Consider the following 12,263-nt stretch of genomic DNA (forward strand, 5'->3'; position numbering starts at 1 on the left):
AAATGACGAAAACAACTAGAGTTCGGAGGAAGACAGCAGATGAAAGAAGCATGAACGATACTTTAAGGAGGATTACAAGCAATGGGGAACAAATTCAAAAAAAGAGTTACATGGGGAATGGCACTATTTCTTGTTCTGCTGGCTCTATCCGGCTGCAGCGGCAACGACAAAAACAACACGCCGGCGACAGCGACAGAGAAGCCAACGGATGCTCCCAAGGTTGAAGAAACAGCGAAGCCAGCAGAGGAACCAAAAATTTCGGGAGACTTTGAAATCCAATATTTTGTCGGCGGCTATGGCGACGCATGGTGGAAAGAAGTCATTGGCGAATTTCAACAAAAGTATCCTGATTTGAAAATCAAAGAGTCCGCAGGCTCCCAAATCAATGAGCAAATGAAGCCGCGCTGGATTCAAGGCAACCCGCCGGATGTCGTGTACATTGATGGCGCCGGTTCGAACGAAACGCAAATGGTTCAAGATGACCAGCTGATGGAAATCACGGATTGGGTGAAGCAGGCGAATAATGTTGACGGTGAGAATCTGGTCAGCAACCTGATTGCCGGCCCGCAAGATTTTAGCGGCAAAAACTATACGATTCCAATGGTATTCGGCTCGTGGGGAACGTTCTACGACGCGGCTCTTTTCAAGGAAAAGGGCTGGGCTGTGCCAACGGATTGGGATAGCTTCATGGCGACAAGCGAACAAATCAAAGCATCCGGCATTAACCCTTACATTCACACAGGCAAATATCCATACTACATCGTGGGCGGATTGCTCAACTCCGGTTTCGTATCCGAAAACGGCGATAACCCGCAAATTCTGAAAGACCAGGAAGCAGCTAAAGAAGGCTCCTTCAACAATGATGCCGTTAAGAAAACTTTAGCAAAGCTAGTAGATATGCGCGATAAAGGCTACTTCGACAATGCTTCCTACGGTATGAACCATACCGATTCGCAAATGCTGTTCTTGCAGCATAAGGATGCGATGATTCCGAACGGTCTATGGCTGGAAAATGAAATGAGCAAGGATACGCCTGAAGGCTTTACATTCGGCTTCATTCCATCGGTTATGCAAAATGCAGGCGGCAAATATGTAGCGATTCCGTACACAAGCAATATCGCTATCGCGAAAAAAGCGAAAAACCCGGAAGCCGCAAAAGCGTTTATCGAGTTTATTTTCACGAAAAAAGCAGCCGTACGCTGGGCAGAGATTACTGGCGCACTAATGAACGTGAAAGCTGATCTGGAATCCTCCAGCGCAAGCAACGTCGTAAAAACAGCGATGAACTATTTTAACGGCGGCGACACGATCGTAGCACCTGTATTCAAATTGAATTCGGACCTTGAGCAAGCGCAAAATGACGCAACAATCGCTTTGCTGCAGAAGACCATTACACCGGATGAGTGGATCGACCGGATGGAGAAAGCAGCAGCTAAAGCACGTTAATCCGATTACCTCTCTTCATTCCAACAATCAGAGGACGCTCGTTCCTCTGATTGTTCTTTCAAATCATAAGGGAGGCAGGAAATCATGATCTCGACAATAAAGAAAAAGAAAAATACAAGCTCACGGAGCAACAAGCTGTTTATTGCAAGCTTCCTGCTCCCCACATTAGCTTTATTCTCTTTATTTACGATCTATCCGTTGATCCGCGGCTTATACTTGAGCTTCTTTGATTGGTCCGGCGGGTCGGAAACGATGAATTTTATCGGTATTGATAATTATAAGGAACTATTCTCGGATTCTATTATTCCGACAGCCATTAAAAATGATTATTTCCTAATCTTCTGGAAGGTCATCCTGATCATGCTGCTGGCTACCTTTTTCGCGGTCGCCTTAACGAGGCTCAAGCTCAAGGAATACGGATTTTACCGGGTTGTCTTCTTCTTCCCGAATATTATATCCGTTGTCGTTATCGGGGTATTATGGAGCTTCATTTATAATCCGACGCTTGGTTTCCTGAATGCGTTTCTCTCGTTATTTACCGATAACCCCGTAACGACTAACTGGCTCGGCTCCCCTAACCTTGCGATATGGTCGCTTCTCCCGCCGAGCGTATGGGCAGGCATTGGCTTCTATATGCTCCTCATCATCGCATCGATACTAGGGATTCCCAGCTCCTTGTATGAAGCAGCGAGCATAGACGGGGCTAACGAATGGAAGCAGTTCACGAAAATTACGATGCCGCTCATCTGGGAGCAATTCAAGACGTCGGTTATCCACATTGTCATTACAACGCTGAATGGTTCATTTATTATCGTGAAGCTTATGACAGAGGGCGGGCCCGATAATCAAACGCAGGTGCTAGGCTATTATTTGTATCAAATGGGCTTCAAGCAATATCATCTCAGCTACGGGGCAACGATAGGTGTTCTGATTTTAGTACTATCGCTAGTTACAACCTTGATTCTGAACCGTATCCTTCATCGGGACACTATAGAAATGTAATGAGGTGAACAAATGAATGAGCTTGCAACCAAAAAGCCGCTGCTAACCCTATCCAAATCGGTCGTTCGCATTTTATTACTGCTTTGGTCTTTGCTTGTCCTCTATCCGGTTATGTGGACATTTTTAACCTCATTGAAGGATAACAAACAGGTCATGCAGGGCAAGCCATGGGATATTCCAACGTTTTTTCACTTTAAAAATTACGCGGATGTGTGGAGCCGGGCGCATTTTGGTGATTACTTCTTCAATTCGATTATGGTCACAGTCGGCAGCATGATCGTGTCATTGGTAATGGCCGCTACGACGGCTTACATATTGGCTCGATATAGGTTTAAGGGAAAAGGGACGCTATATTTTGTTTATGTCGCCTCGATGATGATCCCGACCACGCTCGGATTAATCCCGTTATTTTTTCTGCTAAGCGATCTGCATTTGTCGAATTCATTGTTTGGGCTTATGATCGTATATTCGGTCGGTACAATCGGTATTCTGCCATTCGCCATCTTCTTCTTGGTAGGCTTCTACAAGACGCTTCCGAAGGAGCTGGAAGAGGCGGCAACCATTGATGGCTGCACGAATTACGGCATTTTCTTCCGCATTATGCTTCCGTTATCGAAGCCGGGACTGGTGACCGTTGGCATCATGAACGCTTTAACCGTCTGGAATGAATATATTATGGCGACGGTTTTAATCAATGATCCCGAGAAATATACCGTCCCTGTCGGCATTGCGATTATGCAGGCGGAGATGCAGTACAGGACGGAATGGGGTCCTTTATTCGCGGGATTAGCGATCTCGATGATCCCGGTCATCGTTATGTATGTTCTCTATCAACGGCAAATTACGGGCGGACTTACGGCGGGCGCTCTAAAAGGCTAACGGAGCGCTGCCGCCCATTCCGCTCATTCCAAAGTGTTCATACACATCCGCAGAATCAGCAGAGAGACATTGGAGGCGATAGAATCGCCCCAATGACCTCTAGGGATACTCGCAACCAGATCTCCGGCGTTCATGAAGGAGGTTTTTTTTGCTATGCCCAAATGTGGGCATTCGTTTGAAGCGGCACGTGATTAGTGAAAAACAAGGGAGGTAAGGATAAGATGTCAAGAAAGACGATTAGCCTATGGCTTGCGCTTTTTATGCTGACAACGGTATTTTCTAACCTGGTGAGCTTCGCTGCACAATCGGATGAGGGCAAGCTGCAAAGCGGAAGCGGCGAGGGTACCTATGAAGTATATCCGCTGCCTCACAATGAGAGCTACTACGGAGGAAGCTTTACGATTACGGATGAGGTGAATCTCGTTATCGAAAGTGAAATTGATGCTGCAACGACTCATCTGATTGAGAGCATTCTCTCATCAAAATCGATTGAGGCGACACGGTCGGATTCGGCGGTGCCAGGTCAGACGAATGTGCTCATCGGCGTCCGAAATTCGGGTGGAATCGTAAACGCCTACTTCGATCAACATGTGAAGTATGATGCTGCTATTTTTAGCAAAAATGACGCTTACGTATTGGATATCGACAAGAAGCCCGCGCAAGCCGGCAGCATCGCGATACTCGGGGCAAGCACGGACGCCGCTTATTATGCGCTTGCTACTTTAAAGATGATTTTTGACCAAATGCCGGGGAAGAGCATTCAAACGGTAAAATACGAGGATTATTCCGATGCGAAGTGGAGGGGGTTTATCGAAGGCTTCTACGGATTTCCATGGTCGCATGAGGACCGGATCAGCTTAATGCGCTTTGGCGGCACGGTCAAAATGAATTCGTATATTTTCGCGCCAAAGGACGATAAGTATCATAACTCCGCTTGGAGAACGCTGTATCCGGCAGCTGAATTAGCGAAAATCAAAGAGCTTGTTGATGTCGGACACGAATCCAAAACGCAGTTTGTATGGGCGATTCATCCCGGCTTCAACATGATCAATTGGAACAATTATGACGCGGAGCTGCAAACGCTGCTTAATAAGCTCGATCAGCTTTACAGCGTTGGCGTGCGCCAATTCGGCCTGTTTATGGACGATATAAGTACGGCGCAATCGCTGGCGGACAAGGACAAACATGTGAAGCTGATTACGGATGTCGCCAAGTGGGTCACAGCGAAGGGCGATGTCAAATCGTTGATCTATTGCCCGCCATTTTACAATCAGGGCTGGACGGGAGAATCGGGCAAGCCTTATCTTCAAGCACTGCGCGGCGTTCCGCAAAACGTGGAGATCATGTGGACCGGGAGAGGCGTCGTGGGCACGGTAAATACGGCCGATATGCAGTGGCCGAAGGATGCCCATGGCAGAGACCCTTATGTGTGGTTGAACTGGCCGGTTAATGATTATAAGGATTCGAGACTGATGCTGGGCAAAGGGGAAGTACTAAGCCCAGGCACGCATAATATTTCAGGCGTCGTATCCAATCCGATGGGGCATGCGGAGCTGTCAAAAATAGCGTTATTCGCCGTTGCCGATTATACGTGGAACGTGGATGATTTTAACAGCGATGAAAGCTGGATAAATTCCTTTGATTATGTTGCGCCTGAGGCTGCATCCGAGCTTAATGCGATCGCTTACCATCTAAGCGATCCATCGCCAAGCGGGCATGGTTTGCAGGTGGGGGAGTCGGAAAATATAAAGGCTGAGCTTGAGCAATTTTCAAGCCGGTTTGCGGGCGGGCAATCGGTTGAAGGGGTTGGGCAGACCTTGATTGCTGAATTTGAGCATGTGCTGCAAGCCATCGAGTCGTTCAGAGAAAAAAGCCAAAACCCGAGCATGGTCGAGGAAATTGACCCGTGGCTGAGCAGCCTGCGCTATGTCGCTGAATCAAGCAAATATGCGGCGCAATCCGCTATTTCGCTTCAAAAGGGTGAGCTGGGCGCCGCGTGGGAAGGACTTGCAAAAGCGACGAATGCCTTATCCGAATCGAAGAAGATGAAGATCAAAAAATTAAACTACCCCGATGTAACGGTAGAAGCGGGCGCGAAGCGGCTCGTTCCTTTTGCCGAGCAATTACTCAGCAAACTGGATGCGCAAATTTACACGGCGATTGACCCTGCATTTGTTATACCGCTTCCTGTGAGCTCGTACGGCTCGCCAGCTGGACTAAATCAGATGATTGATGGAGACAGCAGCACATCGATCTATTTCCAAACGCTGCAAAAAAACGGCGATTGGTACGGGATCGATTTTGGCAAGACGATTAAAGTACAAGATATTGCGATTACGCAGGGCAGAACGGATACGGATCATGATATTTTTCAGAGAGGCATTCTTGAATATTCGAATGACAATCAAGCCTGGACGGCAATTGGCGAGGAAAGATCAGGCTTTGGCATTACGGCGAATGAGCTTGATCTGGAAGCTAGATATGTCCGGTATCGGTTGACGCATGCAGGAATTCCCGGCGGAAAGCCCGACTTGTGGACAGCGGTTAGAGAATTTACGGTAAATGCGGATAAAGGGAAGGCAGCCATCTATACGAATGTGGAGGCGCTGAAGCAAAAGGCTGTTATTGCTGCCGATGCATCCGCCGAGCTAAACAGCATTGGCCAATTGACGCTGGAGCCTTCTCAATACGTAGGCATAAAGCTGCCTTCAATTGCGAAAATATCGGATATTACCTTTGAAGGCACAGCGTTACAAGCCGTGCTTGAATTATCGGTAAACGGCGTGGAATGGAGCGAAGCAACCGCGGGAGGCCCGTATAATAATGCCGCTTATATAAGGTTAATAAACAAAGGGGATGATCCTATTCCATTTGAATTAAGCAGGCTAACGGTCAGGCTGAATAAGTTTTCCGAGCCGGTTGTCACCCATAATTACGAGAGCGTCTACCAAGGCTCGCTGCAAGATATTTTTAATGGGAAATTGGAAAATAAAGTTTGGTTCGGCGGCGAACAGAGGCTTGGCAAATACGTGCAAGTCGATTTGGGCGGAATCGTCCGTGTACAGAACGCAGCGGTTGTCATCGGCGACGGAGAAGGGGATTATTTTCGCAAGGGTGATCTGCAGCTTTCGGTAGACGGCCAAAATTGGGAAACGATTCATAGCTTTAACAATCCGAATGATCGCAGCCTGAATTTTCCTGAGCATGAGGTTCCATACCGCTATAAGCGTGTTCAAGTGGATAACAAACCAGCTAGATATATCAGGCTAATCTCTACCGTAAATGACTCCTCGTGGCTAGCGCTTAATGAAATCATCGTCAATGAGGGCTTGCCAAATACGGGACGGGAGAATCCTTCCATTCAAGCAAGCCCGCAAGGGAGCTTAGGCAATGAAGCGGAAGCTGCAATCGATCATAAGCTGTCAACCTTCTATACTCCGGTGGCAGGTGCGGGGGCAGGTGCTTTGAACTACAAGCTATCGAATGAAACGGTGCTAAGCAAGGTTATTATTATGCAAAGCCCGCTCGGAGGTTCGAATGCGGAGGTTTCGATAAGAGACTTGAAAGGGTGGCATCAAGCAGGCGCTTTAACGCAATCGTTCAACGTCATTGACACAGCAAAGTACGAAAATGTGCTGGAGGTGAAGCTTACGTGGGACGGAGCCGTAAAACCAAAGATTCATGAAATGATCCCTGTGAAGCGGGATGGTGAAGTCGTTGTTCCAGAAGGGACGCATTCGGAGTTAACGGGTGCCGGATCAGCTGCGGGAGGCCAAACCTTTGGTGTCCGGCTTGGTCTAAAGAGTGTGGCTGACAGCGTCTACGCGCTTGACATTACGCTGGATTATGACGTGAATACGCTGGAATTTGTGTCCTCAAAGTCGCTGAAAGAAGGCGTTGCACTGCTGGACGCGGCAAAGCATACGCCTGGTCAAATCCGGCTGCTAATGGTCAGCGAAGGGCCCGCGAATGCGATCAAGGGCGATGCACAGCTATTAGAGCTGTCCTTCAAAGCCAAAACGGTGGCACAAACGACAGAAAGCTGGATTATAGCATCCAAAATAGTTATGGGAGATGAAGAGGGGGCGGAGAAGGAGGCAGCAGGCGCAGCCTACCGTATTCAAGTAACCGCAGCTCCTGTTGGCATTCCGGGTGACGTGAACAATGATGGAAAAGTGTCGATCGGCGATCTTGCCATTGTTGCGGCAAATTACGGCAAGGATACGAGCAGTTTGGACTGGGCGCAAGTGAAGCATGCGGATCTAACAAACGACGGTATAATCAATATTGACGATTTGGCGCTGGCAGCACGGAGGATTTTAGAGTAACAGGTTAGAGAGTGAAGGAGCATTCTGTTAGGGGAATGCTCCTTTTTTGTTTTACCCTAGTATCGCTGAGAGATTTCTACGAGTCGTCTGACTCCTTCCCGCAATTGTCCTTCACTTACGAAGGAATAGCTTAAGCGAATCCAAGACCGCATCTCTCTATGCGGATCGCAGATTATACCCGGAATAAAGGAGATGGATTGCCGGATGCTTTCGTTCAAAAGCTCTTCCACGGGAAGCGTATCGGGAAGCTTAAGCCACAAATTAAAGCCTCCATTTGGACTAACCCAGCTCCATCCGGAAGCGGACAATTCCTTCTCAACGATTTCTTTTCGTATTTGGAGGGCGATACGCAGTTTGTCGAAGTGCTGCGTCATCCGCTCGGACTGGAAGTAATGTAAAAATATTTTCTGATTGACGAGCGGCGTTCCGTTATCAGCCAATGACTTTGCGGTAATTAACGGTTTCATGACGGATGGACGGCATATAACGGCACAAATGCGCAGTCCAGGCGCCACATACTTGCTGAAGCTGCGGAGATAGACTACCCAGCCATCTGTGTCGTAAGAAAAGAAGGGCTGAGGCGGCGGCTGATCAAAATACATTTCATGAATCGCGTCGTCTTCGACTAGTAAACACCGATACCGCTCCGCCAGCTCGACAAGCTGCTTGCGCTGGGCGGCAGGAACCGTATATCCTGTCGGGTTATGAAAGGTAGGATTCATATAAAAAATACGGGGCCGATATTTTTGCATGAGCATTTCAACTTTCTCCAAATCATAGCCGCTCGGGTAAATGTCGACAGGGAGAAACCTAGCCCCTTGTCGGAGGAAAATATCGAGCGCAGCGCTATAGGTAGGTCTCTCGACCAAGATGAAATCCATCGGTTTGATGTACATTCGGGAAATTAAATCAATAGCTTGCTGGCCCCCGGTCGTAATCAACAGATCGTTTGGTGTCAGTTCAAAGCTGTGGTATTGCATCAAGTAGCGGCATAAGAACACGCGCAGCTCTTCGTCCCCTTGTACGCTTGCGTATGTTCCCATTAATTTTGGATAGATGTCAAAAACTTTTTTAACATAGTCGGATAGATATAGATTCGGCAGCAAATTCGGATCAATAAGCGATTGGGAGAACTGGTATACGGCAGGTATCTGCTGGATTTCTGACAAGGCGTTTTTTAAGTGGCCGGAAGAGATGATTGGACTTATCTCCAGTTGCTCCTCGTATAGAACAGGCTCCGGTTGATCCGGGCTCACATAATAACCTGATTTTTCTTTTACATAAACCTTCTCGTTTTGCTTAAGCAGCTGATAGGCTCGAAGCACCGTCAGCCGGTGTACCTTAAGGTCTTGGGCGAGCAGCCTAATCGAAGGGAGCTTGTCATGAGCCTTCAGCTCTCCACGCTCGATCTTGGTCGCGATGTAATCGTAAGCTTGTCTGAAAAGCAGCTTGTTCTCATTCGTGGATGACTGTGACTTCTTCATTATTTCTCCCCCCTCATAAAGCTTATTATATATGATGTCCACTTCATCTGTTCTGCTAACCCGCATCTGTTCTATTCCCTGCCTTGTATAATACGTAGCAAGAGGGGGAACATCCATGATTATATTTAACTATTTGCTTATTTGTTTTATTTTTGGCACGACGTTTTTAGCCATCAAGATAGGAGTCGATGCTTCAACACCGCCTTTCTTCTCAGCGGGAATACGGTTTTTCGCAGCAGGCCTGCTTGTGTTCCTATGGCTGGCTTGGAACAAGAAAGCTAGCTTTGCTCTGCTCTTTCACAAAGAAATGCTGCTAACGGGAATCGGGCTGACGTTCGGTACCTTCTCGACTTTGTACTGGGCCGAGCAGTATGTCTCATCCGGTATCGCCGCCGTTTTATCAGCTACCGCGCCTATGATTATTCTCGTGCTGCAAGTACTTGTCTTGCGGCAAAAGACGTCGGCACGCTCCGTATTCGGAAGCGTTTTAGGATTTGCTGGAATCGTCTTATTGCTGCTGCCGCGCCTTACATTATCCGCTGATTTAGGATGGATGATCGGCTGCGTCGCGATTTTATTCGGACAGCTCTTCTATGCATCGGGTACCCTTTATTCGAAACGAGTCATTCAACGCTTCCCGCAAGCATCGCCCATAGCGCTTAACGCGGCTCAGATGATTTGGGGAGGCTTGCTGCTGCTTATTTTGTCATCGGTCACAGAACAAGTGGACATCCAGAGCATGTTAACGACCAAAGCAATCGGGTCTTTGCTCTACTTAATCGTTATCGGGTCAATGGTTGGACACAGCCTGTTCTACTGGCTTATTGCCAAAACAAATCCCATATTCCCGGCAACTTGGTTTTATGTTTCACCGACGATTGCCCTCGTGCTAGGGTTTTTATTATATGGAGAGACCATTAGCTGGTTATCGATAATAGGGGTGTTTACGATAATCACGGGAACCGTTTTTGCCAATCTGGACAGCTTGAAGTTATTGCTGTGTAAGAGGGGGACGGCAGACATGATGCCCGCTAGAAAGGCTGATGCACACGGGATAATCCACCCATCGAAATGAGCCTCTGAACCGCCGGTTTCTGAAAATAGAGCTAGAAGCTAGCTCTATTTCTCCCGTCCCATCTAATGAGCTTCTGGGCCTCCGAAAGCTGAAATTAGCTATAGCTAACCCCAAGAAGAAAAGATCCAGCGATATCGAAAAGATTTTTATGTTCAGTTAAGGCTCTCTTAAGTAATCATGTGGATAATAAAGGAAAAACAAATGGAGGACGTTATGACGATCCGTTTGAGGTTGACTTTATTTTACGCAGGTATTTTGGCAGCCGCATTACTCGTTTTTTGTATAGCCTTGTATAGCTTTTTGCAGTTCTACATCTTTATTGATCTGAAGTCTTCGCTCAAAGAGCAAACGGAAACCTTTCAGGAATATGTGAAATACAAACTGAAAATTGATCCGACAGGCTGGCATTTATTAGTACAAGTAGATGATTTCGATACGGTGCAGTCAGGCATGTATGTACAGGTTATAAATCTGATGAATGGCAATAAAATGAGATCAAGAAACCTAGGAAACGCAGAGCTGCCCTATTCCCATACGAATCTTGAAGAGAGAAAGCAAGGCTACTTCGTTACGGCAAAAATCGAAAATTCACTTTTTATCATATACAATGACCCATTAATGGTTGAAGGAAATGTAATTGGGGTTTTACAGACCGCTTATCATATAGGTGTCATAAACAAATTTTTCACTATTTTGCGATGGCTTCTTTTTTCATTATCGTTATTTATAGTAGCCATAGCATCATATATCGGTTGGTTATCTGCCAAACAATCTTTAAAACCGATCTACTCGCTGATCGAGGAGACGAAGCAAATTCAAAGCAGTGAGGATTTGGGTAAAAGAGTGCGCTTTCATCATAAGGGAGACGAGGTCAGTCTCTTAGGTACGACGATCAATGGAATGCTTGAACGCATTCAAACGATGTACGCTGAACTAGACAGATCATTTTTAAACCAACGTCGCTTTGTAGCGGATGCCTCGCATGAATTAAAGAGCGGATGCGAATCTACGAATAAAGAAAGAGCGCTTTGAGATTAAGCCAATCATAGAGACAGTTGTAAGAACGGCACACTTAATGCCTAAATCGGTTATTTTTAAGGTTGAAAATCTGGAGTCGATTGAGAACCTTAATATTGCTGGCGATAAAGATTACGTACAGCAGCTCTTTTTTATTTTTCTTGATAATGCTTTTAAATTCACTAAGGGAGGGTTGGTTGAGTTTAAGCTATCAACGACAGAGGATGAGATTCTATTCAACATCATGGATAGTGGTATTGGCATGGATGCCACTGAAGTATCCCATATATTCGAACGATTTTATCGCGCTGATCCTTCAAGAGGAAATACGCCGGGAACCGGTCTTGGATTATCGATAGCAAAATGGATATTGCATGAGCATAATGGCAGTGTCGATGTATGGAGCAGCCTCCATAAAGGAAGCTCGTTTATTATTAAATTGCCTATTTCTAAAGCAAGTGATCGAGCGGACTAATTAAATAATGTTGAATTTTAAAACTAAAAAAGAAGCAACATTATTCTATTTTTTAACGTTTATGAGAATATGTAGTTTGTTCAATAATACGATGCTGCAGGAGGAATCGATTTGAAGCTGTTCGGAAGGGTGTTATTATTTTTAGCTGCCGTATACTTTATGTATCAAGGTTATTCTACCTATACATTTAGTGCTAGAAGCTACGATGGCAGTATGGGGATCTATAAATTTAGCTGGCTATTTATTCCTGCTACTGACTACCACTTACATACTTACGGTACCGTTTTTATTGTTATAGGCATCTTATTTGCACTCACTCCGCTCGTCCTTCATAGGCTTTCTTTAAAAAGAAATAAGAGTACATAGAATAAAAAATGATTAGCAAGAGGTACATATAAATGAAAAACCAAAAGCTGATTTACGGCAATGGCTGCAATTTTACGTCTCTAATACTGTCCGGCTTACCTCTCGTTAGGCAACGAGTGGATTCAAGCTTCAGTCGCGCCTAATGCCATCTATGCCGGAGAGTTGTGGCTCGGATTGGAGCAGGCTTGCCA

9 protein-coding genes are annotated in these 12,263 nt (G+C 46.3%); 8 read left to right on the forward strand and 1 reads right to left on the reverse strand.

Annotated features, from left to right (window positions below):
- Window positions 1-81: 81 nt before the first annotated feature.
- The 4 genes from ADU23_RS18820 (at window position 82) to ADU23_RS18835 (ending at window position 7,655) form a co-directional block, all read left to right on the forward strand.
- Window positions 82-1,446 carry an extracellular solute-binding protein gene (locus tag ADU23_RS18820; RefSeq protein WP_053375137.1) on the forward strand — a complete coding sequence of 455 codons (1,365 nt, stop codon included), beginning with the start codon at window positions 82-84 and terminating at the stop codon, window positions 1,444-1,446.
- A gap of 84 nt (window positions 1,447-1,530) precedes the next feature.
- Window positions 1,531-2,448: a carbohydrate ABC transporter permease gene (locus ADU23_RS18825; RefSeq protein WP_053375138.1), complete on the forward strand. Its 918-nt coding sequence runs from the start codon at window positions 1,531-1,533 to the stop codon at window positions 2,446-2,448.
- Between the two features lie 12 nt (window positions 2,449-2,460).
- Window positions 2,461-3,327, forward strand: coding sequence for a carbohydrate ABC transporter permease (locus ADU23_RS18830; RefSeq protein WP_053375139.1), 867 nt, complete (start codon window positions 2,461-2,463; stop codon window positions 3,325-3,327).
- A 221-nt stretch (window positions 3,328-3,548) separates the two neighbouring features.
- Complete coding sequence (locus ADU23_RS18835) at window positions 3,549-7,655, forward strand: beta-N-acetylglucosaminidase domain-containing protein (protein ID WP_053375140.1); 4,107 nt, start codon at window positions 3,549-3,551, stop codon at window positions 7,653-7,655.
- A 56-nt stretch (window positions 7,656-7,711) separates the two neighbouring features.
- Here ADU23_RS18835 and ADU23_RS18840 read toward each other — a convergent pair whose 3' ends face one another.
- Complete coding sequence (locus ADU23_RS18840) at window positions 7,712-9,139, reverse strand: aminotransferase-like domain-containing protein (RefSeq protein ID WP_053375141.1); 1,428 nt, start codon at window positions 9,137-9,139, stop codon at window positions 7,712-7,714.
- Between the two features lie 115 nt (window positions 9,140-9,254).
- Between ADU23_RS18840 and ADU23_RS18845 the strand changes: the two genes are divergently transcribed.
- The 4 genes from ADU23_RS18845 (at window position 9,255) to ADU23_RS18860 (ending at window position 12,072) form a co-directional block, all read left to right on the forward strand.
- On the forward strand, window positions 9,255-10,214 hold the full coding sequence (locus tag ADU23_RS18845; RefSeq protein ID WP_053375142.1) for a DMT family transporter: 960 nt from the start codon (window positions 9,255-9,257) through the stop codon (window positions 10,212-10,214).
- A gap of 213 nt (window positions 10,215-10,427) precedes the next feature.
- Window positions 10,428-11,246 carry a HAMP domain-containing protein gene (locus tag ADU23_RS33665; RefSeq protein ID WP_053375143.1) on the forward strand — a complete coding sequence of 273 codons (819 nt, stop codon included), beginning with the start codon at window positions 10,428-10,430 and terminating at the stop codon, window positions 11,244-11,246.
- A 43-nt stretch (window positions 11,247-11,289) separates the two neighbouring features.
- Window positions 11,290-11,706, forward strand: a complete 417-nt coding sequence (locus ADU23_RS33670; RefSeq protein WP_053375144.1) for a sensor histidine kinase — start codon at window positions 11,290-11,292, stop codon at window positions 11,704-11,706.
- A 111-nt stretch (window positions 11,707-11,817) separates the two neighbouring features.
- Complete coding sequence (locus ADU23_RS18860; protein WP_053375145.1) at window positions 11,818-12,072, forward strand: hypothetical protein; 255 nt, start codon at window positions 11,818-11,820, stop codon at window positions 12,070-12,072.
- Window positions 12,073-12,263 lie beyond the last annotated feature (191 nt).

The organism is Paenibacillus sp. FJAT-27812, from assembly GCF_001273905.1.
GTDB lineage: Bacteria > Bacillota > Bacilli > Paenibacillales > Paenibacillaceae > Pristimantibacillus.

Coding starts and splice junctions, on each gene's coding strand:
- ADU23_RS18820 (WP_053375137.1), top strand. CDS start 82: ATGGGGAACAAATTCAAAAAAAGAGTTACATGGGGAATGGCACTATTT.
- ADU23_RS18825 (WP_053375138.1), top strand. CDS start 1,531: ATGATCTCGACAATAAAGAAAAAGAAAAATACAAGCTCACGGAGCAAC.
- ADU23_RS18830 (WP_053375139.1), top strand. CDS start 2,461: ATGAATGAGCTTGCAACCAAAAAGCCGCTGCTAACCCTATCCAAATCG.
- ADU23_RS18835 (WP_053375140.1), top strand. CDS start 3,549: ATGTCAAGAAAGACGATTAGCCTATGGCTTGCGCTTTTTATGCTGACA.
- ADU23_RS18840 (WP_053375141.1), bottom strand. CDS start 9,139: ATGAAGAAGTCACAGTCATCCACGAATGAGAACAAGCTGCTTTTCAGA.
- ADU23_RS18845 (WP_053375142.1), top strand. CDS start 9,255: ATGATTATATTTAACTATTTGCTTATTTGTTTTATTTTTGGCACGACG.
- ADU23_RS33665 (WP_053375143.1), top strand. CDS start 10,428: ATGACGATCCGTTTGAGGTTGACTTTATTTTACGCAGGTATTTTGGCA.
- ADU23_RS33670 (WP_053375144.1), top strand. CDS start 11,290: ATGCCTAAATCGGTTATTTTTAAGGTTGAAAATCTGGAGTCGATTGAG.